The 26,016-nt window shown below is 46.4% G+C and carries 28 protein-coding genes and 1 other RNA gene; 18 read left to right on the top strand and 11 right to left on the bottom strand.

The features are described from left to right. Positions 1-8 precede the first annotated feature (8 nt). Positions 9-512, bottom strand: coding sequence for a hypothetical protein (locus tag ACBZ72_04485; protein ID XES78134.1), 504 nt, complete (start codon positions 510-512; stop codon positions 9-11). 147 nt (positions 513-659) lie between these two features. Between ACBZ72_04485 and hgcC the strand changes: the two genes are divergently transcribed. From hgcC to ACBZ72_04465, 4 genes are all read left to right on the top strand, one after another. Continuing rightward, positions 660-923, top strand: a complete 264-nt coding sequence (gene hgcC, locus ACBZ72_04480) for an HgcAB-associated protein HgcC (protein ID XES78133.1) — start codon at positions 660-662, stop codon at positions 921-923. Further along, on the top strand, positions 920-1,732 hold the full coding sequence (gene arsM / locus ACBZ72_04475; GenBank protein XES78132.1) for an arsenite methyltransferase: 813 nt from the start codon (positions 920-922) through the stop codon (positions 1,730-1,732). The genes hgcC and arsM overlap by 4 nt, the downstream gene beginning before the upstream one ends. Before the next feature lie 352 nt (positions 1,733-2,084). After that, complete coding sequence (locus tag ACBZ72_04470) at positions 2,085-3,548, top strand: M48 family metallopeptidase (GenBank protein XES78131.1); 1,464 nt, start codon at positions 2,085-2,087, stop codon at positions 3,546-3,548. Positions 3,549-3,650: 102 nt separating this feature from the next. Continuing rightward, positions 3,651-4,937 carry an alkaline phosphatase family protein gene (locus tag ACBZ72_04465; GenBank protein XES78130.1) on the top strand — a complete coding sequence of 429 codons (1,287 nt, stop codon included), beginning with the start codon at positions 3,651-3,653 and terminating at the stop codon, positions 4,935-4,937. A 108-nt stretch (positions 4,938-5,045) separates the two neighbouring features. Here ACBZ72_04465 and ACBZ72_04460 read toward each other — a convergent pair whose 3' ends face one another. Further along, a complete protein-coding gene (locus ACBZ72_04460) occupies positions 5,046-5,765 on the bottom strand; it encodes an HAD family hydrolase (GenBank protein XES78129.1) in 720 nt (239 codons plus the stop codon). A gap of 294 nt (positions 5,766-6,059) precedes the next feature. Continuing rightward, positions 6,060-6,425 carry a winged helix-turn-helix domain-containing protein gene (locus ACBZ72_04455; protein XES78128.1) on the bottom strand — a complete coding sequence of 122 codons (366 nt, stop codon included), beginning with the start codon at positions 6,423-6,425 and terminating at the stop codon, positions 6,060-6,062. Positions 6,426-6,600: 175 nt separating this feature from the next. Here ACBZ72_04455 and ACBZ72_04450 point away from each other — a divergent pair, with 175 nt between their 5' ends. From ACBZ72_04450 to ACBZ72_04440, 3 genes are all read left to right on the top strand, one after another. Continuing rightward, complete coding sequence (locus ACBZ72_04450; GenBank protein XES78127.1) at positions 6,601-7,098, top strand: metallophosphoesterase; 498 nt, start codon at positions 6,601-6,603, stop codon at positions 7,096-7,098. A gap of 31 nt (positions 7,099-7,129) precedes the next feature. After that, positions 7,130-7,438, top strand: coding sequence for a hypothetical protein (locus ACBZ72_04445; GenBank protein ID XES78126.1), 309 nt, complete (start codon positions 7,130-7,132; stop codon positions 7,436-7,438). Positions 7,439-7,538: 100 nt separating this feature from the next. Further along, positions 7,539-7,979, top strand: a complete 441-nt coding sequence (locus tag ACBZ72_04440) for a YkgJ family cysteine cluster protein (GenBank protein ID XES78652.1) — start codon at positions 7,539-7,541, stop codon at positions 7,977-7,979. On the opposite strand, the gene pyrI is transcribed toward ACBZ72_04440, so the two are convergent. The 3 genes from pyrI to ACBZ72_04425 form a co-directional block, all read right to left on the bottom strand. After that, the gene (gene pyrI / locus ACBZ72_04435; protein ID XES78125.1) at positions 7,966-8,460 is read right to left on the bottom strand and encodes an aspartate carbamoyltransferase regulatory subunit; all 495 of its coding nucleotides are present in this window, start codon (positions 8,458-8,460) and stop codon (positions 7,966-7,968) included. The two genes, ACBZ72_04440 and pyrI, sit on opposite strands and share 14 nt — an antisense overlap. Positions 8,461-8,508: 48 nt before the next feature. Continuing rightward, the gene (locus tag ACBZ72_04430; GenBank protein ID XES78124.1) at positions 8,509-9,744 is read right to left on the bottom strand and encodes an MFS transporter; all 1,236 of its coding nucleotides are present in this window, start codon (positions 9,742-9,744) and stop codon (positions 8,509-8,511) included. A 190-nt stretch (positions 9,745-9,934) separates the two neighbouring features. Further along, positions 9,935-10,639, bottom strand: a complete 705-nt coding sequence (locus tag ACBZ72_04425) for a trypsin-like serine protease (GenBank protein XES78123.1) — start codon at positions 10,637-10,639, stop codon at positions 9,935-9,937. A 279-nt stretch (positions 10,640-10,918) separates the two neighbouring features. On the opposite strand from ACBZ72_04425, the gene ACBZ72_04420 reads away from it, so the two are divergent. The 5 genes from ACBZ72_04420 to ACBZ72_04400 all read left to right on the top strand — a co-directional run bounded on the left by ACBZ72_04420 (position 10,919) and on the right by ACBZ72_04400 (position 13,446). After that, positions 10,919-11,887, top strand: coding sequence for a polyprenyl synthetase family protein (locus ACBZ72_04420; protein XES78122.1), 969 nt, complete (start codon positions 10,919-10,921; stop codon positions 11,885-11,887). A 98-nt stretch (positions 11,888-11,985) separates the two neighbouring features. Then, positions 11,986-12,375, top strand: coding sequence for a PAS domain-containing protein (locus ACBZ72_04415; protein ID XES78121.1), 390 nt, complete (start codon positions 11,986-11,988; stop codon positions 12,373-12,375). 111 nt (positions 12,376-12,486) lie between these two features. After that, a complete protein-coding gene (locus ACBZ72_04410; protein ID XES78120.1) occupies positions 12,487-12,762 on the top strand; it encodes a hypothetical protein in 276 nt (91 codons plus the stop codon). A 26-nt stretch (positions 12,763-12,788) separates the two neighbouring features. Further along, positions 12,789-13,025, top strand: coding sequence for a methyl-accepting chemotaxis protein (locus tag ACBZ72_04405; GenBank protein ID XES78119.1), 237 nt, complete (start codon positions 12,789-12,791; stop codon positions 13,023-13,025). After that, entirely contained in the window at positions 12,961-13,446 is a 486-nt protein-coding gene (locus tag ACBZ72_04400) for a hypothetical protein (GenBank protein XES78118.1), read from the top strand. The genes ACBZ72_04405 and ACBZ72_04400 overlap by 65 nt, the downstream gene beginning before the upstream one ends. Before the next feature lie 44 nt (positions 13,447-13,490). On the opposite strand, the gene ACBZ72_04395 is transcribed toward ACBZ72_04400, so the two are convergent. Then, the gene (locus ACBZ72_04395; protein XES78117.1) at positions 13,491-14,228 is read right to left on the bottom strand and encodes a ParB N-terminal domain-containing protein; all 738 of its coding nucleotides are present in this window, start codon (positions 14,226-14,228) and stop codon (positions 13,491-13,493) included. 400 nt (positions 14,229-14,628) lie between these two features. Between ACBZ72_04395 and ACBZ72_04390 the strand changes: the two genes are divergently transcribed. Further along, positions 14,629-15,018, top strand: a complete 390-nt coding sequence (locus ACBZ72_04390; GenBank protein XES78116.1) for a PadR family transcriptional regulator — start codon at positions 14,629-14,631, stop codon at positions 15,016-15,018. Positions 15,019-15,066: 48 nt separating this feature from the next. On the opposite strand, the gene ACBZ72_04385 is transcribed toward ACBZ72_04390, so the two are convergent. The 3 genes from ACBZ72_04385 to rqcH form a co-directional block, all read right to left on the bottom strand. Continuing rightward, entirely contained in the window at positions 15,067-15,246 is a 180-nt protein-coding gene (locus ACBZ72_04385; protein ID XES78115.1) for a hypothetical protein, read from the bottom strand. A gap of 344 nt (positions 15,247-15,590) precedes the next feature. After that, positions 15,591-16,604 carry a transglutaminase-like domain-containing protein gene (locus ACBZ72_04380; protein XES78114.1) on the bottom strand — a complete coding sequence of 338 codons (1,014 nt, stop codon included), beginning with the start codon at positions 16,602-16,604 and terminating at the stop codon, positions 15,591-15,593. A gap of 104 nt (positions 16,605-16,708) precedes the next feature. Next, a complete protein-coding gene (gene rqcH / locus ACBZ72_04375; GenBank protein XES78113.1) occupies positions 16,709-18,757 on the bottom strand; it encodes a ribosome rescue protein RqcH in 2,049 nt (682 codons plus the stop codon). A gap of 196 nt (positions 18,758-18,953) precedes the next feature. Between rqcH and ACBZ72_04370 the strand changes: the two genes are divergently transcribed. The 5 genes from ACBZ72_04370 (at position 18,954) to ACBZ72_04350 (ending at position 25,593) form a co-directional block, all read left to right on the top strand. Further along, positions 18,954-19,568 carry a PrsW family glutamic-type intramembrane protease gene (locus tag ACBZ72_04370; GenBank protein XES78112.1) on the top strand — a complete coding sequence of 205 codons (615 nt, stop codon included), beginning with the start codon at positions 18,954-18,956 and terminating at the stop codon, positions 19,566-19,568. Positions 19,569-19,989: 421 nt separating this feature from the next. Beyond that, positions 19,990-20,304: signal recognition particle sRNA (ffs, locus tag ACBZ72_04365), an RNA gene on the top strand. A 328-nt stretch (positions 20,305-20,632) separates the two neighbouring features. Continuing rightward, a complete protein-coding gene (locus tag ACBZ72_04360) occupies positions 20,633-21,916 on the top strand; it encodes an FAD-dependent oxidoreductase (GenBank protein ID XES78111.1) in 1,284 nt (427 codons plus the stop codon). A gap of 99 nt (positions 21,917-22,015) precedes the next feature. Beyond that, complete coding sequence (locus ACBZ72_04355; GenBank protein ID XES78110.1) at positions 22,016-23,287, top strand: ribonuclease H-like domain-containing protein; 1,272 nt, start codon at positions 22,016-22,018, stop codon at positions 23,285-23,287. Then, positions 23,287-25,593, top strand: coding sequence for a DEAD/DEAH box helicase (locus ACBZ72_04350; protein XES78109.1), 2,307 nt, complete (start codon positions 23,287-23,289; stop codon positions 25,591-25,593). The genes ACBZ72_04355 and ACBZ72_04350 overlap by 1 nt, the downstream gene beginning before the upstream one ends. Here ACBZ72_04350 and ACBZ72_04345 read toward each other — a convergent pair. Next, positions 25,586-25,966, bottom strand: a complete 381-nt coding sequence (locus tag ACBZ72_04345) for a hypothetical protein (protein ID XES78108.1) — start codon at positions 25,964-25,966, stop codon at positions 25,586-25,588. The two genes, ACBZ72_04350 and ACBZ72_04345, sit on opposite strands and share 8 nt — an antisense overlap. Between the last annotated feature and the right edge of the window lie 50 nt (positions 25,967-26,016).

Genomic DNA, 26,016 nt, shown 5'->3' with positions numbered 1-26,016 from the left:
CGGATAATTCACTGCATGCCCTTTTGTGAAGTAAGGTACCATTCGCAGTAGCTGTCGCCTTTACTGATACATTTAGTTTCTTTGATTCGCACTTTTGTTTTGAAGAACTCGCTGTACATGCCCTCAACGAATGCGCCAACACAGTCGCAGTACGTGCCGTTGTTGCTGCGGATGTCGGCGAAGAAGTTACTCCATATTCTTAGTGTCATAGTGGATAATTCAGGGTTGAATTCTGTGAGTTCGATTCTTCCTAAACCCGCATTCATGAACCTTTGTACTGCGCAGGACATGAACTCAGTGGTGCTTTTCTTGTTACATTCGGCAACCTCGTTAACAAAGTTTTTTCCAGCCAACAGGAACCCCGCTTTAATGAGGGATGCTGAACTAGAGCCGAAAATTTGATTCAAGGTTCCGAGAATCTGGGAAAGTCGGGCTCTTGTCAATATGAGACATCGGTCGCGGGTTACTTTGTCTAAAATTATACCGTTGTCCTCATCAAAAAAGTACTCCATGGTAATCACAGGGTGGGTGCTTGTTTGTTTTGTTTGTGTTATAAGTTTTTCCAAAGTAGACTTGAGGAAAAACGCATTTCTGAATAGTAAGAAAAATCCGAAAAAGCATAAATAACCGAGTTTACTCCTTAGGTTAAGGAGAAAAAAATGAAGCAAACAGCCAGCAAAGAATGCTGCAAAATCGATGCAGTAGTAACCGTCGACCCTAAAGGGCAAATAGTGTTACCAAAAAACCTGCGCGAAAAAGCAAACATACAACCCAGCGACAAACTTGCAATAATAGGCGTAGAACAAGAAAACCAAGTTTGCTGCATCGTCCTGATGAAAACTGAGTCTTTAGAAGACACAGTGAAATGTAAGCTGGCACCAATCCTTAATGGGGCTTTCGGAAATGGAGATGAAAAAACATGAAACAAGAAGACATTCATAAAATTGTACGTAACGGCTACGGAAAAATAGCCAAACAATCAGAAACAGCATGCTGCTGTGGATGTGGCAGTTCAACCAACGTCAGCGAGCAAGTTGGCTACAGCAAAGAAGAGTTGCAGTCTGTCCCTAAAGGTGCCGACCTCAATTTGGGCTGTGGAAACCCCGTAGCTTTGGCCTCACTAAAACTGGGGGAAACGGTTGTGGATTTAGGTTCAGGTGGAGGTTTAGACTGCTTCATAGCCGCAGGAAAAGTCGGGAAAACGGGCAAAGTAATCGGTGTAGACATGACCCCAGAGATGATTGAACGTGCACGCAGAAACCAAAAGACAGGTGAATACACCAATGTCGAGTTTCGATTAGGCGAAATTGAAAACTTGCCCATCGCTGATGAAACTGCAGACGTAATAATCAGCAATTGCGTCATAAACTTGTCACCTAACAAACAACGCGTTTTTGACGAGGCGTACCGTGTGTTAAAACCCAAGGGGCGCTTGATGATTTCGGACATGGTTTTGCTAAAAGAAATCCCTGAAGCGATTCTGAGAAATGTCGCAGCATACGTGGGGTGTATTGCGGGGGCAGAAAAGAAAGAGAGCTACATTGACCAAGCTAAGCGGGCCGGTTTCAAAGAGGTACAAATTGTTGAAGAAAAAGCCATGCCTATAGAAGCGTTAATCACTAAAGAAACAACAGCCCAAATTCTTAAGGAACTTCAAATGTCGCTAAGTGAAGCCTCAGAGTTTTTTGGAGCTGCCGTCAGCATTAAACTTTCAGCCACAAAACCAAACTGACCTTTCTTTCATGCACAACCATCTAACTGCAATTTTCACCATTCTTTCTTTTTTCAAAAAAACGTAGAGGGATAGGGGTCTGTTTGAATAGGTTAACTACACTGGCAGAGCCTGGAAAAGGGAGCATACACAACATGTTTAGGCGCCAACCAACACACGCCACGCCACAAGGGCGCATATAAACCCGCCTCCAAAAGCATCATGTCTGATTCAGCAAAAGGCGTTTGATAACACGATAAGAGACATCATACATCGCAGTTGCAGTTTTAGTTGGTTATTCTGTCATAAACCCATACAGTTATTACATAGAAAAAACTAGGTTAACCTAAAGAGTTTTCTAGGATTGGAAGTCATGGCAACAGGAGCTTTCGCTTTTAAGGTTGAAACGGATGTCCCACCAAGCTATTTTGGAAAACTGTTTGACTTCATTTACACCCAGTACCTAAACCCGCAGAAACAACGATACATTAACCTCGTTAGACAAACCTCGCCGACAACTCAAAAACTGTCCTACACCGTAGTCGACCTTCAAGGTAGATACCTAATTGATGTGGTTATTTTTGCAAACACTCAAAACATAAACGCCACAATAACCCCCCTTGACCCTGAACTTCCAAGCCAAGCCATTGACGAAGCAAAACAAGACTTAACCATAGTAACAAAAATGTTTGAGGAAAAAGCCCGCAAAGCCACATGGTATTTTGCGTGGCGCGAAGGCGAACAAATTGTGCCCGAAAAAGTTAAGGAAAAAGAAAAGAGCTTTAGGCGGCTTTTTCTTGAAACCCAGATACTGTTCTTTGTTGTGTTCATTGTTTTGGGTATGGGGCTTTTCATTGTTGTTTTCACTTATTACCCTGACTGGTTCTGGATTGCCCCCTTGGCGTTAATTGGATCCCAGTTTATTTTGGTCTTCTACAGCAACCGCATTATCGCACGCACGGGCGATTGGACCATAACCGAAAAAAACCCTATCATACACTTCCTCGAATACCACCTTCCAGTAGGCACACTGGGAACACTTGATGACTTAAAAGCAACTTCTCCTCAACAGTTAGCCGCCATAAAACGAGAAGTTTACGAGGAAATTCTCTCTAAACACGGAGAAATTGACTGCGCCCAAGCCGAGAAAGTCTTCAACAAACATAACGTCTCATGCAGTGAAGGCACTCTGTCAGCAAAAAAGGTTAACGTGTACGAATTGGTCAAAAAGGTCGCGGACAAATTCGGCTACAAAGTCCCCAAAATCGTTGTCTCAAACACTATGACCCCAAACGCGGCGGCATCAGGACCCAGCCCAAGCCGGGGAATTGTCCTCATCACAACCGGCGCTTTGGTACAGCTTGATGAGCCGGAACTCATAAGCGTGCTTGGACACGAGTTTGGGCACTTAAAAGGCAGAGACCCCTTGATTCTTTATGGGTTAACAAGCGCAGAATTTTTGTTCCGCTTTTACGTACTCTTCGTCTTTGTTCCCTACATCTTTGTGTCCTTTTTGTTCTTTGTTTACTTCTGGGCAATCATGACCGGGATATTTTTCATCGCCAAATTCTTTGAAGCAAGAGCAGACTTAACCTCCGCCATCATGATGGGGCAACCCAAAGTTATGGCGCGGGCACTGGAAAAAATCGGCTTCCAACGCCTTCTCTTCGAACGCACCCCAAGCTTTCGTCTCCAAGAATGGATAGGGCTGGATTCGCACCCACCCATTTATTGGCGCGTTGCCCGCATGGAAAACCTTGAGGAACCGGTCAAAGTAAGGTATCCCTTGATTCGAAGCATAAAAGAAGTCTTCAAAGGATTCGCTGAAACTCTGTGAACCTAAAGCTGAAGTGCATAAACGTGCATAACCATACAAAAAAGAAATAAACCTTAAAACAGATTAAGGGATGCTCAGGACACACGGAGGAAAACTCCACCCTTGAAACTACTCTACATAGTGATAGATGGCATGGGCGATTTGCCCAACAAAGACATAAACAACCAAACTCCCCTTGAAGCCGCCAACACTCCTAACTTGGATGCCTTGGCAAAAAACGGCAAAACGGGACTCATGTACAGCGTCCGAAAAGGTGTCGCCCCCGAAAGCGATGTGGCAGTTATTTCACTGCTGGGGTATGACCCCTTTAAGTACAGCACTGGACGCGGAATCATCGAAGCTGTAGGCGCAGGCGTCCAACTCAAAAACGGCGACTTAGCTCTAAGATGCAACTTTGCAACCATGGGCAATGGAACCGAAATCGTCGACCGCCGCGTTGCCCGCACCCTTACAACTCAAGAAGCCATTGAACTAAGCAAAGCCGCCAACAACGAAATCCAGCTTACATCTCACCCTGCCACATTTGAATTTGTTAACACTCTGGGTCACCGAGCAGTTTTAGTAATTAAACACAAAACTAAACCGCTCAGCAGCAAAATCACCAACACTGACCCCGCATACAGCAACGTGAACGGTGTAGGCGTCGCCGAAACCAACGTGGACATGCATCTAAAAACCTGCAAACCTCTTGATGACTCTGAGGAGGCTCAAATCTCCGCTGACTTAGTCAATGAGTTCACTTTGAAAGCACGGGAACTCTGGGAAAATCACCCTGTTAACCAGAAACGCGCCGCTGAAGGCAAACTAAAAGGCAACGTGGTTCTGTCCCGTGACGCCGGTAACCAGCTGCCTAACTTTTTCAGCATAAACGAACGCTACGGCGTAGATTTTGCGGCGCTGGCGGATATGCATGCGGAAAGCGGTATCGCTAAACTTGCAGGCATGGAGGCATCATTGCTTCCTCCTCCGTCAGGCGACTTGGAAAAAGACTGCACAATCCGCGTTCAGCGGCTTTTGGAGATTTTACCCAAGCATGACTGCTTCTACATCCACCTTAAAGGTCCTGACGAGCCGGGACACGACGGCAACTGCCACCTTAAAACCAGCATTATCTCCGCTATCGATGAGCACTTCTTTGGCAAACTGTTACCCCATCTAAACCTGAAGGAGACTTTGTTCTGCATCACCGCTGACCACGCAACCCCCTGCATCTTGAAAGTGCACAGCGACACCCCCGTGCCAGTGCTAATCTCGGGTGGTCCTGTTGCAGACGAGAAACTGGACAAGTTCTGCGAGAAACAGTGCCTTCAAGGCAGCTTAGGAACATTAGATTTTGGCTATCAGCTCATGCCGATGCTAATGGGGCTGCTTAAAAACGGCGCCTCATAATTTTTCTTATTTTTTGCTGGCGTACAACTAGTTTCTTCGGCTTAGCCTTTAGGCGCTGCACAGAATATAGGTGCAGCCAAAAAGACGCCGAATACAGTAATAATCCCTTTAGAGGCGCCCAATTACATCAGGCAACTCTTTGAGGGTTTTTACAGTCTGATCGGGCTTGTGGAGTTCAAGGTCTTTTTGGGGTCGACGCTCAATGTAAACTGTTTTCATGCCCACCTGTTTTGGACCCATCACGTCCGCGTCCACCGTGTCACCCACAAAAACTGCCTCACTAGGACTAGCCTGCAGCTGCCTTAAAGCAAGGTTGAAGATGTCGGGGTTAGGCTTGCGGCAGTTAACCGCAGCGGAAACGACGACCACATCAAATAAGCTGTTGAGCCCTTCTTGCTCAAGAAGCCTATGTACGCATTCCGGAATGGCAAAATTCGAAACTAAAGCCAAACGATATAGGTCATGTAAAGTTTTTAGAGTTTGAGGAGCCTCTTCATCAAGGGTTACATACTTCATGAATTCCCCGCAGAAAACCGACGTTGCTCCCTGTACAAGAACACTTTCAGATTCTTTGATATAGCCAAGTGCTTGAAGAGCGTTTTTTACGCGCATATCAAAATGTGGCTCAGTCATTTTTAGGTCAGCTTCGTCATAAAGTTGGTCACGCGCTTTGATGTAGGCATCTCGAAACGTAGCAAATGGAACTTGAATTCCGTTTTCATAAAGAAACTGGTGCATTCCTTTTACGGCGGGACTGTAGAAAGCATGGTCTTTTTTAATCAGCATAAGCGTGTCGAACATATCAAAGAGGACAGCTTTAATGGGCATGCGATTTCCTTCTTAAGTGCAGTCTGCAGTGAAGGTTAAAATGTTTTTGCACGAGAAATGCGTTTGGCTTCTTTTAGAACCGAATTAAAAGAGTAAAACTGGATTTAGGGCTCGGAAGCAAGCGGGGTCGTATATGGATATGCATAACCAGAGGAAAAGAGAGCCCGTAAAGACAGCTGCTGTTAATTCAGCGTTCAGATTCCTTCTACGTAACTCTTAACTTTCTCCACAAGCGAAGGTGTTTCATCTAATATTGCTTTCATTATTTGCCAACGGAATTCTTCAATTTCAACATCACTTTTCATTTTCACATCTCCTATCCACGTTTTTCTTTGGAGTGAAAGTAAGCTTTACTCCATCTCCAAATACGGATGCATCGTTAACTAGACCCATGATTGTTTGCTGCTGCCTCAAGAAGTCCTTTCCTTTTTTAGTTGCAATGTACCCCTTTTTGCCGTTGTCGTTTAGCGTGGTTTTTTCAAGAAAACCTAACTGCATCAACAGACTAAGGTAATCAGTGAGTTGAGCAAAGCTAAGATTTGCTTTGTACATGATTTGGGTTTTCAGAGCGCCTGTTTTGGTGATTTCCAGTATTTCAGCCATTATCACCAATTTGTCTCTTCGTTTACGGGTATCGGTCGTGGTTGTATTTGAATTCATATTATGGGTCCTTCTTCTAGATGAGACTTCTGTAGCGGACTACGTGATTATGCATATTAAGGCGTGTTTCGCGGGGTTGGATATGTCAGAAATCGAAATATTACAAGCAACTGGAAATTAAAGCACGAAAACATTTTACTGCCTTGACACGAAACAAAATGCAGAGAGTGAAAAAATGCTCATCGGAATAATAAGCGATACCCATGACAATTTACCTCTTGTCGAGAAAGCAGTGAAACGCTTAAACGACGAAAAAGTGGCTCTTGTTCTACATGCAGGCGACTTCACATCACCATTTGTCATCCCCAAATTCAAAGCCCTAAACTGCAAACTCATCGGCGTGTTTGGCAACAACGACGGCGACCACGAACTACTCAAAAAACGCTTCAATGAAACAACCAACTGTGAAATCCATGGACGCTTCACAGAAGTCAACGCAGAAGGCTTCAAAATAGCGCTGTTACATGGTGACGAAAATGAATTGCTTCACGCACTAACCAGCCGTGAATGTTTTGACGCAGTAGTTTACGGACATATACACTCAACCGTCTGTAAAACAAACGGAAAAACACTCATCATAAACCCAGGCGAGCTATGTGGATACTTAACTGGTAAATCGACTTTTGCTTTGATGGACACCGAAAAACGAGAAGCAGAAATACTTGAACTGTAACGATAAAAGGGCGAAGCAGGACGAACATTCTATGCATTTGGAAGAAATGAAAAAAGAAATCGAAAACCTCGTACTCACCAAGGGCTTCTACAACAAACCGGAAGACATCCCAAAAAAACTCCTGTTTGCCTTCATTGAATTGGGGGAAGCAAGTGACGCATGGAAAAAAGGCGCTGATGAAAAGAAAATCGCTGAGGAGCTTGTTGATGTGATGTTTTACATTTTAGATGCAAGCCGCCTGGCGTGCCCCAGCGTGGACATGGATGAGATGTTTCGGTGGAAGCTGGAAAAGAACTTGGGCAGACCCTATCAGTATGGTGAAGGACACCGCAATAAATGACCAATTCAACGTGTTGGCGTGAGCGTTTTTATCTGTGTTCACACACGTCTTATCAGAGGATTAACGTTTGAGCTTTAGCTACCCTTTGGGCATTCAGTTTGTGTGCTCTAAATGTGGCTTATGCTGTGGCGACACAAACAAAAAAACACGACATATTCTTCTTTTAAAGAAAGACACAGAACGCATAGCCACATACATTCAAAGGCCAACCGAAACATTCGCGACCAAAAACATGGGTGGGCGGACACCGTATGTTTTTCAAATGCGGAAAAAACCCAAAACAGGGCAATGCATCTTCCTACAGAACAATCAATGCAGCATATACTCTGTTAGACCGTTGATTTGTCGGTTTTACCCCTTCGAGTTAACCACAAACTCCGAGGGCATTTATGTTTTCAGGGAAACCCAAGAATGCCCAGCTATTTCAAGCCCAGATGCCGCTGAAAAAACAGAGCCCTTGGGCGAGCTGTTTTTCGAAGACCTGCTAAAGCTTGCGCGTTCAGAGATTGAGGAGGAAAATTCTGAAACTAAAACTGTTTGAGCACGTCTTGCTTCTCAAGTGAGTAGCCGCAGTAGTGGCATTTGAGCAGCAGGGGGTCTTCTGTTTCCACTCTGAATCGTGGCGAGATAGGTTCGTTACTGTTGCTTATGCATGTTGGGTTTATGCATTTCACGATGTCTTCAATTACGGTGGGCAACTTGACTTCTTGTTTTTCCACCACAGAGTAGTTGCGTATGATGTTTATGGTTGCTCGAGGCGCAATAAGCGCAATACGGTTAACTTCTTGTCTGTTTAATGCGCGACCTTCAATTTTTATAAGGTCTTTTGTGTGCAACTGTTTGCTGGGAACATTTATGGCTATGGTGACAACTTGATGCTCGTGACCCGTGATTCCTAAAAGCCGCACCACATCCAAAGCATAACCGCTTCTGATGTGGTCAATGACGGTTCCGTCCTTAATTTTTGAGACACGAACTTCCTTGTTTACAGCAGCCAAACCCTTCACACCTGTGCTGTTCATTTTTCCTCGACGTTATAGATAATAGTTGCTGTAGCTGCCGAGCCGAGTTTACTGCTTTGCGGTAGCAACATCGGGTTCATGCTGCAGTTTTGCCTGCATTGCTTTTTCGACGTAGCTTCTAAATTCGCGGTCTTTGAGGTTGAGGGTTTCAGGTGCGTACGCTAAAGGCAAAACCGCGATGAAAAGAAACACACTTGCAAAAGAAAACACCGCCAAATTGGGTACATTCAGAGAGACGTAGGGTGCGAGGAGCTGCATGAAAAAAGAAAACAGGAAAGGCAAGAAGCCGATGGCGTAGTATTTTTCGCTGCTTTTTTCTTGGGCTAAGTCACCCCAGACACTCATAACAAAAACGATACTGAAAACGCCCCAAGCAATTCCATCGGCTACAGCAAAAAACCACCAACCCCAAATGTTGCCTGAAAACAAACCCAGACTCGCATACCCAAAACCCAACATGGCAAAACCGAGAACTGCAAGACGTTTGCGCCCGACGCGGTCTGCAAAAAACCCGAAAAATAGAGCCAGAAAACACGCCAAAACAGTGCCTATTAATTCAATATATTGGAAGAGTTCAGGGAAAACTTGTTCAACCAGAGGTAGCGCCAAGAAGTTTATGATTATAAACATAATCCAGGGAATGAGGTAAAGCAGGAAGGGTCGGTTATGCAAGATTTTGCTGTAGGGCACTTGGTCGTTTGGGTTGATTTCTTGTTCTTCAGGTTTAACAAATGTTGTGATGATAAAGCCGATGCTTTGCCAAGCTGCCAGCAAAAACGCATTCAGGGTGATATCAGTAATTCCTAAAGCGCCCAGAAGAAACACGCAAAAAAAGGAAGCGAAAAAGATTATTCCCCCCAGTCGTGAACGGTTATTGGTTTGGGTTGAGGCGGCAAAGTAGGCAAAAGCAACGGGCATACCAAACCCAAAGTAGAGTCCTACTAAAGTGAAGAAAACCGCTGAGGTAACAAACCCGCTGACATCCAGAACAGTGGGCACTAAAGAGAGGACAATTCCAGTAAGCATCCAAGACTTGAGGAAAACTACTCTTTTTTTGATGTGATAAACAAGGTAAACGCCAAATATTGCTGCGACAACAATTCCAAAAAAGTTTAGTCCCCGGACTGTAAACTCAAGTGCATTTGACAGGTTAGATGCGGCAGTTACTAAATTGAGAAATCGAAAACTGTAAAAGCCCCACACGAACGCGTTAGCGACTAAAAGGGTACTTGCAAACGCCTTTTTTGGAGCAGTGCCAACTGTGTCCAAGAAGTTCTTACGCATTGTTATCGCATACCGGTGAGTTTTGGAAAAAGATAGTTAAGGATTAAGAATTTCAAAGATGCATTTTGCATCAGCAAATGAACCGCCTAACGGATGCATTTTAAGTGGGGAAAGAGGAAAAAAGGGTAGTTACGGATTTTACCACCACATGTAGAATGCTGGTTGGGCTTTTGCGCGGACTGCACGTTTCTTAGCCATGGATGCTCACCTCCTGGTTGATCCAAGTTTGGACTGCGGTTGTGTCGAGTCGGGTGTGGTAGCTTACTCCGACACAGTTGGGGTTGGTTACGTAAGAATTCAAGGCGAGGATTTGGTTTGTTTGCCCCAGGAACACTGGGCCGCCGCTGTCGCCGAAGGCTATGCCGCCTCTTCCGTGACCAGGATTAGCGGAACACCGCAAAAACTCGTCGCTCCAAGCAAAGTTTGTTGATAATGTTTTGGCTTGGGCGCTGTTGCGCATCACAAGCCCTATCCATGAGTTTTCGATGCCTGCTTTTTTAGGTGCCGTCTGCTGCTGCACGCCGTAGCCGACTAGTTCAACTGCAGTGTTTACGGGTAAGGTGTCTACGACTCCGATTTCTGGAAGTGCACCAAACTGGTCGACGACTGTTGAGGGTACGGGTTGGTCAAGAATTACAACTGCGACATCGTTGCTTAACGTGTAGGGTAAGCCACTCTTGCCATCCACGTTCATTGTGAAAGCAGGATTAGGATAAGCGGTTCCCGTGAAAACTGAAGTTACACCTTGAAACTGAAGTTGACCATTATCCAACAGCAATGTAAGCGGTCCAACATCAAAGCACACAAGCACCGATTGGGTTACACAAGCATGTGCAGCAGTCAAAAGCACAGTTGGCGAAATCAAAACACCACTACAATACGCTAAAGGAATCATGTTTCCGAAAGCATCAGTACTGTAAAAAACAACTACACCGACACAACTACGCGAGGCGCTGGGTTGAAAATTGCCAGTAATTGCAAACGCAGAACTAACACAAGCCCCCAAGATTACAAACGACAATACTGCAGATAAGGCTACAACTCTTTTTTGAATATGAATTGCCCCCAAAACCCAAATACCCTGTAGTAATATATAAGAATTGCAGACTATAGGTGGAGGTCGCTGTTTGAGTACAACACATCAACTGTTTAAACGGGTGATTAGCTGACAAATTTGATAGTTGAAGCGCAACGTCTTGTTGCTGCTTACGGTCAGAAGGGTTACCAGTTAGCGAAAAAAAGCATCCGTGAGGATGCTTTGCTTGTTGGTCCTGTTGCGGGGGTGGTTTGTTTTTTTATTGATGATTCGTGGGCAAATGTGCAACATCCTGCTTTGGTTTCTTTGGCTTGTGAATCGGTGGGTGGGGACGGCGAATTGCCCGATGAGGTGGGTGCGGCGCTGGTTCTTCTTACGGGCGCAGCGGACATCCATGATGACATCATCGATAAATCGACAGTAAAATTTGGTAAACCAACCGCATTTGGAAAATTTAACCCTGACCAAGTGTTGCTTGCTGGCGATATCTTGCTTCTGAAAGCTCTAACCTTGCTAAACAATGCCACCGAAAAACTCGCCCCCAACACGAGACCCGCTATCAGAAACACCATTGAACAAGCCTTCGTAGAAATTGCGTGCGCAACAGCCCAAGAACGCCTCTACAAAGGCAACCTCAGCCTTGAACCCGAAAAATACCGCGAAATAATTTTTGCTAAAGGTTCCGTGTCAGATGCGTTTGCTCGTGTCGGCGGCATCATTGGAGGCGGAAATGCCCGGGAAATAGCTGCTTTGGGACATTTTGGCAGGACCTTAAGCGTGTTGATGTCGTTACGGTCAGAATTTGTGGACTTGGCTAACGTTCAAGAGTTGCAGAATAGGGCAAAAAACGAAGTCTTGCCGCTACCTCTCTTATGTGCCATGCAAAACAAAGCCGTAAAGCCAGAGTTGTTGGCGTTGCTGAAAGGCAAAATAACCGTTAAGAAAACGGAAAAGATAATGGATCTTGTTTTGCCTACGAAAGAGGTTGAAGCGATAAAACTGGAAATGAGGATGCTTGCCAAGCGGGAGGAAACTGGTTTGAAAACGTTGAAATTTAATGGTGAGGCGTTCCAGATGTTGCTTGATGTTGCTGTACAGGGTTTGTAGGGTAGGTTACAATAAGCGGCTCTATTTCTTATTTTTAATACGTATTTTACGGACACAAGTGACTTAAATAAAAAAACAAGGTTTAGCTGGGAGACTACATGATAGAATCATTTACCACTAATCAAAACGTCGATGGTAAAAATTCCTCCTCCACGCTGGAGGCAAACCAATTCGAAATATATCTCAAAGGAATCCAGACTCCAGTTATGGTTATCGATACAGATTTCAACGTCGTCTACATGAACCAGTTTGGAAGAAAACTGCTTGGAATGAAAAAAGCCACGGTTTACAGGAAAAAATGCTACGACCTTTTCAAGACTGAGGAGTGCAAAACTGAACGCTGCGCTTCTTGTATTTGCATGCAGAAAACGCAGACGCCCGAAACCTCACAAACAACCGCCCATTTTGGCGAGAGGGCGCCTTACCCATTCAGTACACCTCATCGCCGTTATACAACAATGAACGAACCCAAATTGTCGGCGCAATAGAAGCCATCACCGATGTTACGCAGCTTAAAGAAATGATGAAACCAAATAGAAGCTGTAATCAAATCCGCAACTTTGGCATCAGAACATGTTGAAGCCTTATCGGGGCAAGTGTTGGAATCATCAAAAAGTGTAGGCGAAATGGGGATTGAAGCAGCTAAGGAAATGGAGAAACTGCTAAGCAATATGCGGCAGCTTCAATCGGCAAGCCAAAACGTTTCCAGTGGAACCCAAAATTTGGCGGGTTTAGCTCAGACTACCGCTAAAACAGTTGAAGACCTCATGGCGTTAATGACGGCGGTTAACAAAAACACCGACGAAGTTAACTCCCAAGTTAACGAATCCAACAAGCTTGCATTAAAAGTTCAAGAAAACGGCAAAGTAACCTAAAATCCTTGGGCAACATTGGAGATTCAGTGTGTAAAGCGGACCAAACCATCAGTGACGTAAATGCTTCGGTTAAAAACGTTGCCGCATTTGCCAGCGACATATCCGAAATTGCGGGACAAGTGAACATGTTGGCATTAAACGCTGCCATCGAAGCTGCACGTGCAGGTGAAGCTGGGAGAGGATTTGCAGTGGTTGCAGATGCAGTTAACCCAGTTAGCTGGACGCACCAGAACAAGTGCGGAGACGGCAGTCAGAACCATTGATGACATAACCAAATCTGGAAGCAAAGCCGTAGTGATGACTCAGTCAGCCGCTAAAGCCGCTACAGAAGGCAGCACTTTCGTTAATGAATCAGTTGAAGATTCACGTCTTGTGGCTTGCTCCATGAACGACATTCTAAAAATTACAAACAACCTTAGAGAAAATGTTGCCAAAAGCGTCAGATCCATTGAGGAAGTTAACGAAGCCATCCAACAGGTCGCGTCAGTTTCTGAGCAGTCCGCATCCGCCGCAGAAGAATCCACTTCAACCGTAGAAGAACAAACTGCAAGTACAGAGCAGGTTTTTGCAGTCTTTAAAAAAGTTGAGGCTGAAAGCAGTAAAGCAAACCAGTTAGCCGAGAAAATCTCCTCTGAGGTAACCAACCTTAAACAGCAACCGGCCAAGGCACAGGCTGAAAACTAGCAGCGACACGCTGCCTTCTTCTTTTAACCAAACATGATAAGTTGTTATTGTTTTGTTAGGTCTTTGATGGTTTTGTGACACTGGCTACATTCAAACATGGCGTTTTTGCAGAAGGGACAAAAAAGCTGTTTGTCTTCCAGTTGCTTTTGAAAATCCAAAAGTGCTGCCCTGCTAGCACTTAATTGTGGGTCTTCTTCTACGTTTATTGAAATGGTGGGGGCATCTTGCAGATTGCCCGCTTCTTTTTCAGGAGCAACAATTTCTTGATAAATCCTTGATATACTCACTTTTCCGTCCCTAAGCTGTTGCTTATCCTCTTCGCTGGCCTTTTCTAGAATTTTTTTTCCTCGCTCAAAAGTTCGGGTTGATAGGCCAACTTTTTTTGCGACAACTTCAGCGGCTTTACCCACAAACACGGGCGGTGAGGGCTTAGCGTCATTTGGCGCTATCCCCAACTGCATGTCTCGCCCAAGTTTTCCGCCCTCAGCTTTCCGTTTTTTTGCTAATTGCTTTTCGATTTCCATAAGGGGAACCGCTAATTCGACGAGTTGAAAGTTATTTAGGTGCCGCCGTCGCAGGTTGGCTTCTATAACAAATTTTTTTTCTATAAGCTTGTCTTCAAAATGGCGGACTTCAAAATCAGGTTCGATACCCAGCTCTAGGCATGCGCGAAAACGGTGGTGTCCGTCCAGAACTTCGAGGTCTTGGTTGGCGATGATAGGGTAGTGTTGTCCCTCTTCTTGTATGGAGGTTTTGAGCTGCGCAAATTCTTCTTCTGACATTTGAGGAAGAAGTTTCTCGTAAAGGGGGTTTATCCGCAAACTCATTAGTGAATCAAGCCTTGTTTCTTTTTGTTTTAACCCTTATTTAAAACCCAACCTCAATTTCTGGTGTACGGAACTGTATCTGGGTCGTTGACAAGTATGGGCGTTTTTGGGTTTTTTGTTGATCTGTTCTACAAGTTGCTGTTTGATGACGAAACGGGTTTTTGCTTGTTGTTTTTGCATGTTTTCGATGTTTAGGTATGTTTATTTGGACGCGCTTTGGGTTTTAGCTTATGCTTTAGTATGCTTGGATTATGTCTATAAATTTATATTCAGTTTTTCAAGTGTATAAAGACGTAAGATATTCCCAAGAAAGACATGATGATAATCATAAAACAATCCTCTGGAGAAATGAAAAATGGCAAACTATCAAAAAGAAATTCAAACCAAACTCACCAAAGGGCTCTTAGACATGATTATCCTGCAATTTCTTGACCAGGAACCTATGCATGGCTACCAGCTTATCGTGAAAATTCGGAAAAGCTTTGGCGTCTATTTTGGTCCAAGCACGGTTTATCCGCTTTTGAACAGTTTGGAAAAGAAGGAGTACGTCAAATCTACTTGGAACATGAACACTGAACGCCCACGCAAGGTTTATGAGTTAACCAAAGAAGGCGAAACAGTGCTAAACTTCACCGAAGGCTCACTAAATCTCATCTGCAAAACCATTGCCAACGACAACAAAGTGAAAATTGAAGCAGCACCAATCGGCGTTCCGTTCAACCGCGAATCTCGAAAAACTCACTAAACGCAGACTCAAAGCGGTTACCCACTACAACTTCTCGTTACGGTTGAGTTAGGGTCGAACGCATTCGGCTTTTGGCCTGTAGGGTCGCTTTGAGGTGCGTTTTCGTTTATGATATTCGCACTCTTTGACGCGGGTTAACAACCAGCCCTTATCTTGATAGGCACAGCCACAGGGCAAGGTGACTGTTTTGTTGGCGGGTTGGTTGGGTTCCTTGGACGGCTTGCTCATTTCGGGTTCCCAAATTTGAAGGGGCATTTAAGAATTTATACTTTTTAACTAACGCCACCGAAGTGAAAAAGAAAATAGGGATTTCAGTTTGTTACATGTTAATGTGTGCTACTGCGGTGGTTAAGTCGCAGATGTCAACTTGGTAGTTGAAGTTGTAGTCCATGCTTGGACGTAGTTGCTTCATGCAAGGACTCATATTACGCTTCTTGCGGTTGCGGTGGTTGGGGTTTACGTTGGTTTGGTGTTTGTTGAGAGGCGGTCAAAAAGAAAGCGGATTAACACAAAGTAGCCTCAAACAACGGTTTACTTTCTGGGCACTCTGCGTTTAAATAAGGCTTTTTGGGTTATCGGTTGTACATCCAGTTGATGTACTCTTCTGTGCTCTCAAAGTATTGATCCATATAGTCGCTGAACACGCGGTAAACGTGCACGTCGTTGCCCAGTGAGGGACGCCAGATTTGCATCCAGTTATAAATCTCTGAGGAAATTGTGTTCAACGCAATGTTACCCAAGGTGTCGTGGCTAAAGTAGTCCCTGATGGGGTCTAAAATGACGATTTGGTCTCCGCTGAAGGGAATAACAACGGCTACGTGTCCGGCGTTTTGGCCTGTTATCCAGATGCATTCAACAAGGAACTGGTTGTCAAAGTATGCCCGAATCATCGAAGTCAACAAAACTGCGATGTCTTCGCAGTCCCCCATCCTCACCCGCAAGGTTTCGTTGGAGAGTTGCGCCATCTGGTCGGTCTGCAACAAACCGTCTGCAACCACGTCGGCGGGGGAGGCAGGCAGGTTCGGGTACAAGCCGTCGTCGCGGTACTCGATGTTAGTGTTCACCCAGTCATACATGGCTTTGATGTCTTTCCAGTACGAGTTGGGGTCGGTGGTGTTTCCAGTTTTCCCAGTGACGCTGTAGGTTAGATTCATAACTTCGGGGTCGTTAGGCGTAATCAACGAGCGAAGGTCGCCTCGCATTAGCCGCTGGTCCATGTTGCTTTTCAAGTACTGGTAATCGGCTAAATACTGGTTGTATTCGTTTTGCAGGCTAATGTAAAGTTGTTGTAGGGCTTGGTATCGGGTGAGCATCTGCTGGGTTTCAGTTCCGCCTGAACTTGCAGGGTTAGGCACTGAAACCGGATTCTGCAAAAGGACACTTTGATAGTTGTATTCCAAGGCACTGTAATTACCCAGCAAATTGTAGTATTTGGCTTCTAATTCATCGTAGGCTTCTTGAAGCATATCCAATTCGTCAACTGACTCCGTGTTTTGCGTGCCCGAATTGTTCAAACTAAGAAACGTCACCGACACAAGAGACGCAATGATTAGGATAGTGAAAAAAGCCAAAATAGACTTCTTCATGCTCAGTGCCTCCTTACAAGACGCGCAGTTTATGTTTTTATACCTTGCTTATCTCCACAACCCCGAACACGCAAAACAGTTTTACCCAGAAAAACGAGCAAGGCTTACGGGTTGGGTGAAATGCGCCCCTTAGTGTAGGGGACAAACTCGCGTATGTCTTCAATCGAAGCTTTACCCAGTTTTATCCGTTGTTCCTTTGGCAACTTTAGCAGCAGCGACCGCAGCACCTGCTTGAGGAAATCCTTGCCCGATGAATCGCCGGGAACTAAAACCAAGTAGACTTTTGTTTGAGCCTTCACTGCTTCAACCGGTCCGCCAATGAAGTAGGGTTCCTCAGTCTCAACGATGCCCAACCCAAACCTTAATGGGGTGCCGCGCATCCAGCTTCGTTTGCCGTTAACCATGAAGGCGCCTCTGGGGACAAATTCGCCTGAAGGCCCGCTTTTGCTGAGTTGCTCAGGTTTAACCCAGTAAACATCCACTGCACCCATGCTTTCCCGCCAAGCCCGAGAGTAGTCGGCTGCAAACTCTGCCGTCTCCGCCAAGGTTGCCTCTCCAGGCTCTTTGCCCTCCGTCTTTATAACCACAAACGGAGAGCCAACAATGTCAACGTGAAAAACCAGGTCGTAAGCGTCAGTGTATTTTTTGACTAAAACCTCGTTGCTGACCACATCTTTACCCGCGACAACAAGAAAGCCTTCGCTGGATTTGAACCAACGGAACTTTTCAAACCACTCCTTAGTTTGGACCCTGCGGGTTTCCACTTCTTCAATGGCTTCTGCGGGGGCAGCGGCTTTTAGGGCTTCTACTTTGCCGAGTTCTTTTTCAATTTCCGCGAGTTTTTTGCGTGAATCCTCCATTGCCGCGACAACGTTGGAGGTTTTTTGTTTGGCACGTTTACCGCGGTCGTAGAATTCATTAGCGTTCTCGTAGATGGTTTTGCGCAGGCTCATGCTAAAGGTCAATTCGCCGACCGAGACGGTGATGGCAAGGTTTTTGCCGTCAAAGGAGTCAAAGAAGGCTTCGGGGAGGCTGCCGGTTTTTTTGGCGGCTTTAACTTGTGCAACCAGAGCAGGCAAATCTGCACCGCGCCTCCAGGTGGACGCAAACCGTTCCAGAAGCGGTTGCATCTCGTTTAGGTGCTCGTAAATTGTGTTGCCGATTTGCTTATCCTTGGCAGTTTTGCGGTCTTCTTCCTGCAGGGTTCGTTCCTGCTCTGCAATCATCCGTTTGAGCCGTTCAGCTTCCCGCCGAAACTGCCCCACATCAATACCTGCAACAGCTTTCTCAGCGGCGGTCACCCGAACATAAAACTCATCCAAAGCCTCGCCAAAGCTGCTAAAGCTTTGCTGCGTAAAATCCTCATACCGCTTAAGCTTCACGGGCGCAACATCAACAAACCCTTCAGCCGAATCCAACACAATGTTGGGCTCCAAGGTCTGCGCCAAAAACGGCGAAAGCAACCCTTGAAGTGCACCAAACACCGCGTCCACATCCACATCAGTCAGCGCAGTACAAGGCGTAGTTTTTTCCACACCCGCCCGAAGCAGAAGCTCCTCGGCGTATAAGCCTCCAACCCCTAGATAACGAACAAGCACCCGCACGACGGCAGCGTCCCCCGCAGCTTGAAGTCCACGGGCAAGTTCTTCTTTGGTAACTTGAAAGGGGTTCTGGGCGTTGGAGGGCGGGAGCTGGTAGGTTTCTTTGCGGACGATGCTGCGGTCACGCATCCGTTTAAAGATGAGAGCTTGAAGAATTTCGCCTTGCTCTGTAGCTAAAATGAGGTTGCCTTCGCCAAACAACTCCAAAACCAGTTTAAGGGTGCCTTCGCGGGCTTTGAACTCGAAGGTAACTACCCGTTCAAACCCGTACTGCTCCACATTACTTATCCACGCGCCTGGCAGGTATTTTCGAAGAGCCATGCAGAAGGCGGGGGGTGCTTGGGGTTTTTCTTGAGCGTAGTTGGTGAGGTGAAGGCGCCTGCCTGCTTCAAGGATAAGCTGAATGGGTGGCTGGCTGACTTTATGCAGCTTGAAAAGCAGGGTTTTTGCGTCAAGTTGGTAAACGTTGTTGACGCGGGCATCCAGTATTTGAGGTTTAAGCTCTTGCACTACGGCGTAGAGGTCAAAGCTGGTGAAGTCTTTTTTGGGCATGGCAGTCACATCAGTTCTGGGTTCATATAGCGGCGGCTTGGGTTAAATAACTCTTCGCGCGGAAATGGCTTTGGCGCAAAAACGTGGTTTTTGGTGGGAGAATCATTAAAATAAGTCCGCATAAACCAGTTAACTGAAGTTCAGGTTTCTCTTTTGAGGCATGTTTGAGGTAGCTTAGGAAATGGCAGATAACTGCGTGACCATAAGACTTCATAGACCCAGCCTAAATGAGCTGCTTTTTTTTGTTCTTTCGGGAGCCATCGTAAGTGTACCCTTAACTTTGTTTGTGGAAAGTTTTGCTGACCCCCTTCTAGTTGGGTTCTCAGCTTTTGATATCACGGTAATCACAGTTATCCTGTTTGCGCCCTTGGTGGAAGAGTTCGCCAAAGTTTTTCCGCTTTTCTACCGTCACGGCGAAACCCAACGTTCAATCTTTAACTTAGCCATATGTGTAGGTTTAGGGTTTGGCATCGTTGAGTTCCTTACCTACGTGGGCACTTACGGAACGGAGGTGCTGCCCGCCCGAATCCCAGGGCTTCTTTTCCACCCTGCCAGTGCCGCCATAACCGCTTACGGCATCGCCACCAAACGCCCCCTCCCCTACTATTTGATGGCGGTTTCTCTGCATTTTGCAAACAACATTTTTGCAATAGCGGGGTCAACCATCGTGCCCTCCACCGCCATCGTTTTGGGAATAACCCTTTACACGTCTTGGTATCTTCGGGGGAAAACAACTGAAAAATTCATCGAAACCGACTATGCAACCGTCAAGGTACTGCAGGACCCCAATCAGAGGCCCCCTTTAGATTAGGGGTTAATTTGGGTGAGAATCTGAACAGTTTTGGCAATGATTTTGGAAAACCGATTAATACGCTACAGCACTGTTCTGATATTGCAAACTGTGCCGACAAGCAAGAACCCGCCAAGCGGTTCAGTGTGTCAATGGAAGAGTGCAGCCACGAAGGTTGAAGGAGCAAGCCTGGACGTAATCATGCTAGCTTTTAGGTTAGCAACGGTTTTTTCTCCTTTCTCTCTCTTTGTTGGTCGTCTGGGCTTAAACCTTCAACCACCTTCCCCTCTTTTCGGGTCAAACAGAAACAAATCTCACAGTCAACAAAGACTCAAAACATCTTCTGCAGCGGTTTTTCTTGATTGCTGAACTCCTAAACAAGAAGGCAGGGCTAAACAAAAAGTAAACTATTAAAGAGCAAACTTCAGTTCCATACGTTTGGCAGTGGGTCTTAGGCGGGGGGGTAGGGGTCCCTTGAACCGTAAACCCTCTACACGACGGGCCGACAGCAGAGGCTGAGGCGCAAAAGGCCGTCTGGGCCCTCACTTCCGAAACAGTGACTATCCGTCCTTTGAGGCTGGCGGTCTCCGAGCGGTTTCCGTAGGGCAACCGTCTTCGGGGTTTAACAGGCGAATCCGGCTAGGCTCGGGAGAGAGCAACCTAAGTTTGGACGTTCAGCGCACAAGGGGTTACGGGTAAGAGCGTAGGATTTGAGATGACAGGCGGAGTCTAGGCGTCAAACCCCTGTGATCCACTGCTACTTCTCCAAAAAACGTCAATGTTCCAGCATTTTTGCGTGGTTAAAAAAAGAAAAGGTGGATCTTTGTCAACGATTGAGGGGCTTATTCTTCGCAGTCTTCGCATTCACAGTCGCAATCGCAATCGTCGCAGTCACAGTCTTCTTCTTCAAACCCAAACAAGTGCTTCAACATAGGTAAAACCCACTCTAACCCGACTGTCTGAGAACTTAAACCTTTTGAAAAACAAAAGCCCAACACCAAAAAAAGCAAAACAGCACCGCTGCATGGTCAAGTACAAGCGCCGCAGGTTTATCTACTCGCACGACAAAAGAGTTGTGAACCCAAATGACGCAACGTTTAGCAGTAATCGGCGCAGGCATAAGCGGTTGCTCCGCAGCGTACATCACACACAAAACATTCCCAAACGCAACCATAACCATCTACGAAAAACAACCCCACGTAGGCGGCAGAATCCTCACCCAAACAGTTGAAGAAACAAATATTGAGTTGGGAGCCGCCTTCTTTAACGACCTCAACCCCACAATCAAAAGCATAGTTGAAGCAGAGCAACTTAAATTTAGGCAACTAAACGAGCACGCGAATTTTGCGGTTTGGAACGGTTCAGAAATCATTTTCAGGTCCAACAAGCATTCCCTCATGACCGAAATGGAGCTTTTGGCAAAATACAAGCTAAGTCTAACGCGGACAGCCCGCTTAATAGCCGAAGCCAAACGTCAATTTGTCAAATTACATCAAACAGCCCAGAAAGCGCCCGCGGAAGTTGGCGAACTGTTTGAGGCGGCAGAACTGGACAAGTGGTACAAAAAACCGTTTGACCAGTTGCTTTCAGAGGCGGACGTGGAGCAGGACTTTATTGAGGAGGCGGTTTCGCCCATCACCCGAACCATCTACTCCCAAAACGCCGACCTTGGGGGACTGGCAGGAATATCTAGCCTAATAGGTGTGTATTCGGGGGCAATGTACAGTTTAGTCTGCGGCAACAGCAGTTTGCCTGCCCACCTTTTGGATGCGTCTGAAGCGTCAATTCAGCGGGGAACCAAAATTGAAGCAGTCGAGAAAACCGCCAACGGCACCTACTTCATCCACACAAAAAAAGACAGCAAGGCGTTTGACGGCGTGTTTGTTACGGCGCCACTGGAAGTTGCGGGCATCAAGTTTGAAGGCGTAGCCCTGCCAAGTTTTTCGGAGCAGACATACCAAATGGTGTATCGGCGGGTGGTGCGGGGAGTTTTTGAGCCGTGCTTTTTACGTTTAGAAAAGGAAGCGGATGTGCCCTCGGTGGTGTTAACCACTAAAGCAGCTGACCCCCTGACCCAGTTGAGTATTCAACGCATCGAAAACGGGGAAGTCTTGGTGACTGCTTCTTCGCCGCAACCCATCAAGGACGCCATGTTTGAAGGCATGTTTAAGGCACGGTGGGTTACAGTTTTGGAGCATCAGTGGAAAACCGCTTACCCCCAGTTCAAACCCGTCAACAAACTGCCACCCACACGCATTGACGATGGACTTCTGTATGTTAGTGCAGTTGAGCATGCAGTTGCAACCATGGAAACGTCCGCGTTTTCCGCATTAAACGCCGTTAAACTGTTTCGTCAAAGGGTTGTTTGACAAGAAAATATTGAAAACGGTTCTGCCTGTCTTGTTTGTTTTTTATTTTAGGTGACAGAGGGCTTTTATATCCACTTTGTGAAGTGGGGTTAGATAAAATTGACTATAAACTATGTTTGCCAAAAATGCAATGTGGGCTATTCTGAAGAAGAGGCAAAACAAGTCTTCCGATGCCCAAAGTGTGGCTCGCTTCTTGCAAAAAAATTCACTGTACCCACCGCGAGGGCAAACGTAGAGCCTCACCTACCTCAATCAACACCAGAGCCGCCCAAACAGCATGAGCAAAATGGGGAGTTGCAGCGGGTCGCCCAAAACTTACGGCTGAAGGTTGAAAAAGAAAAAGAATACCAAATCATCCCCGAACCAGAAAACCAAGTGCCCGAGGGTTTTGCGTCCGAAGGGTACCTCTTCAACTCTGAATATGACCAAGCTCTAAAGCTCAAAACGGAACTTACCCGCAAATATGCAGGCAAACAGTTGGAGAAGGTAATTGCGGGAGAAGTTGTTTCAAACCCGCACGGTCAATGCTACTGCATCACTGAAAACCACAAAATCAGGTTTCAAAAACCAACCGCAACTGAAACCAAACAACGTTTGCTTTCCGAGTTAAAACTGTTGTCAGGTATTGGTCCCGCAAGAGAACAAACGCTAAAACAGCAAGGCTACCCAACTATTGAGTCCTTAAGGGGGCATCCGCGGTGGCAAAGGCAAGCAAAGGATTTCTTGAAGCTGGTTGAAGACAAAGACGTTTCAGGCTTACAAGAGCAACTACGACAACGTTTGCCTAAGTCCCACCCTTTAGTGCACTATTTGGCTGGGTTTTGCCAAAACAAAAAATTCGCCATCATTGATGTGGAAACGTTAGGTTTGTTTGGAAGACCCATCATTCTGGTAGGTGCCGCCAACATCGTGAAATCAAAAATTTGCACGCGACAGTTTTTGGTGCGAGACATTTCCGAAGAAGCAAGTGCCCTTTGGGAGTTTGTCTCCACTTTGAACGGGGATTCGGTTTTGGTTTCGTATAATGGGCGATGTTTTGATGCCCCCTTTATTCGGGAAAGGCTAGCATATTACGGCTTGCAATCATCGGGATTAGAAAGTGATTTTGGTGTGGTGCATTTTGATGTTTTGCATTTTGCGCGGCGTGCGTTGCGGGGTAGGTTTAGAGACTGCCGTTTGGAGACGTTGGAGCCGTTTCTGGGAGTCCACCGCGATGTCAACATTCCAGGTGCATTGGTGCCTGAGTTTTATGACGCTTATCAGAAGAGTGGGAATGTGGGTCCGTTGGTTGCCATCGTGGAGCATAATAAGCAGGATTTGGTGACGCTGGCACTGCTGTTTTGTAGCCTTTACAGGGAGTGGCAGCTTTAATGGATATTGGCAAGTACATTCGGCATCTGGAAAGCCTGAAGGGGTACAAGCAGCAAATTGTGCATATTGAAGAAATTCCCGCCCGAGAAGCAGCCTATGGCGATTTGGATAAGCCGTTGCCAAAATGCCTCCAAGATTACTTGCAGCAGGCAGGCATTAGGCTGTACTCTCATCAAGCCTGCGCCATTAACCAAATTCGGCAAGGCAAAAACGTGGTCATAACCACACCTACTGCTTCGGGTAAAACGTTGGCGTTTAACCTACCCGTGTTTGAAGCGTTGCATACGGATGAGAAGGCAACTGCGCTCTACCTGTATCCCAGCAAGGCGTTGACCAACGACCAGCTTAAGGTTTTGAGAAAACTGGAAGAGGAAACAGGCGTCAGGGTTTGTGCTAACGTTTATGATGGTGACACTCCCAAGCATCAGAGGGCAAGTATCCGCGAAGGTTCCCGCATTATCCTCAGCAACCCTTACGGACTGCACAGGTATCTACCGTGGCATTACTTATGGCGCAAGTTCTTTCAGAACCTAAAATTTATCGTAGTTGACGAAGGTCACTTCTACCGAGGCGTCTTCGGCTCAAACGTAGCCATGCTTATGCGGCGGCTACTGCGCATCTGCGAAAATTACGGTTCCCACCCACAAATCGTGCTCAGCTCCGCCACAATAGCCAACCCACAGGAACACGCGCAGAAACTCACCAGCAAAGAATTCGAAGTCATCTCCAACGACGGCTCCGCACGCGGCAAAAAATACTTTGTCTTCTGGAACCCACCCTTCACCGACGCCCTGCGCGCGTTGAGGCGTTCAACGCATCAAGAAACCAAAGACCTCTTCGTCTTAAGCATAAGTGAAAACCTTCAAACCTTGTGTTTTACCGTTTCGCGTCAGATGGCGGAACTTTTGGTGAGGTGGACGCGTGAAGACCTCAAACGCAAACGTGCCCTTCCTAACGCTTCGGAGGCGGTTACGGCTTACCGTGCAGGCTACTTACCTGAGGAACGGCGTGCAATTGAGAATAAGTTGCGCTCCAAAAGTTTAATCGGCGTTGCATCCACCAACGCCTTAGAATTAGGCATCGACATCGGCTCATTAGACTCGGTCATAATCTCGGGCTACCCGGGCACAGTAATCTCGACGTGGCAGCAGGCAGGACGCGCAGGCAGAACCACCGCGGACTCGTTGGTCACGCTGGTGGCTTTCCAAAACCCGCTGGATCAGTACTTCATGAAGCACCCAAACGCCTTCTTTGGTCGAGCACACGAACAAGCCATCATCGACCTGCATAACCCGTACATCTCGCTTGGACACATAATGTGTGCAGCCGCGGAACTGCCCGTCACGGAAGGGGACCACAAGTTTTTCCCTGAAGTCTTAAGCGAAAGCCTAACGGCGTTGGAAAACAAGCGGCTTGTACGGAAAACGGGTTCGGGTTGGGTGTACTGTGGCACGGCAAGACCCTCCGAGGTCGTGAACCTAAATAACATATCCAACAAAACCGTCACGGTGCTGTGCCTCGGAAAGGTTTTGGAAACATTGGAGCTAACCAAGGCTTATGAGGAAGCCCATGAAGGAGCGGTTCTGCTGCATCAAGGCGAAACCTACGTGGTGGACGAATTAAACCTCAAAACCTTAACGGCGTCGGTTACAAAAAAGGATGTCAGCTACAACACGGAAACCCGAAAAACCGTCGACATCGACATCAAAAAAAGGTTCCAAGAAAAAGACACAGGCTTCAAGATGGGGTTGGGGGAAGTTCAAGTAACCGAGCGGTACCACCAATTTGTGCTGAAAAACAACGAGGTCATCTTGGACGTGGAGCCACTTAACCTTCCCCCGCTGGTTTTCTCGTCCGTAGGCATGTGGTTTACGGTGCCCGAACAAATCAAAGCACAGGTTCAGCATGCGCTTCAGTTGGATTTTGCAGGTGGCTTGCATGCAGTTGAGCATGCGATGATTGCGATGGCGCCGCTTTATGCGATGTGTGACCGCTGGGATATAGGGGGTGTTTCCACGCCGATGCATTTAGACACGGAGCAGCCCACAATTTTCATCTATGACGGCTTTGAGGGAGGCATAGGCATATCCGAAACGCTCTACAGCATGATGGAAAAACTGTTCAAAGCAACCCTTAAGCTGATAGAGAAATGTGAATGCACCGAAGGCTGCCCCAGCTGCATTTACTCACCCAAATGTGGCAACGAAAACAAACCCTTAGACAAACGAGCCGCAAAAATAATCCTGAAACTGCTCCTAAAAGAGTTAAAGAAAAAAGCCGAAAAAACCGACAGCAAGGTTATTTGAGGGATTCTTTAAGCCGGGCCAAATATACCATGACTTCGTTCACGTCGGGGTCGCTCATGGTGAAGGCAAGTTTGATGGCGGAGCGGGCGTCTCGTGTAGGTGAAGCTTGCACGGTGGCTACTGCGTTTTCGAGGTTTTCCAAAAGCGGCTGCCAGGTTATCTTGGTTTTCTGTTGGTTTAGCGCGTAGAGTGTGAGGATTTGTGCGCTGAGGCGGTTTAAGCCGTCCCTGAAAACTTGCAGCGTTGCCATAATTTCAATCGTGTCGTACTGTTTGCCCATCACGTAATCCCTTAACGTGGCGTAGTGTTGTTGAAGTGCCTCAATTTCGGAAATTATGGCGATTTTTACTTGTAGGTCTCTTCCGTCCTGCATACCCGTAAAGTCTCCTCTGTTTATGTTAATGGGGAAGTAGATAAGAATTT

The organism is Candidatus Bathyarchaeia archaeon (genome assembly GCA_041447175.1).
Lineage (GTDB): Archaea > Thermoproteota > Bathyarchaeia > Bathyarchaeales > Bathycorpusculaceae > JADGNF01.
The sequence above is the reverse complement of the archived record's forward strand: the minus strand, read 5'-3'. Positions and strand labels throughout refer to the sequence as shown.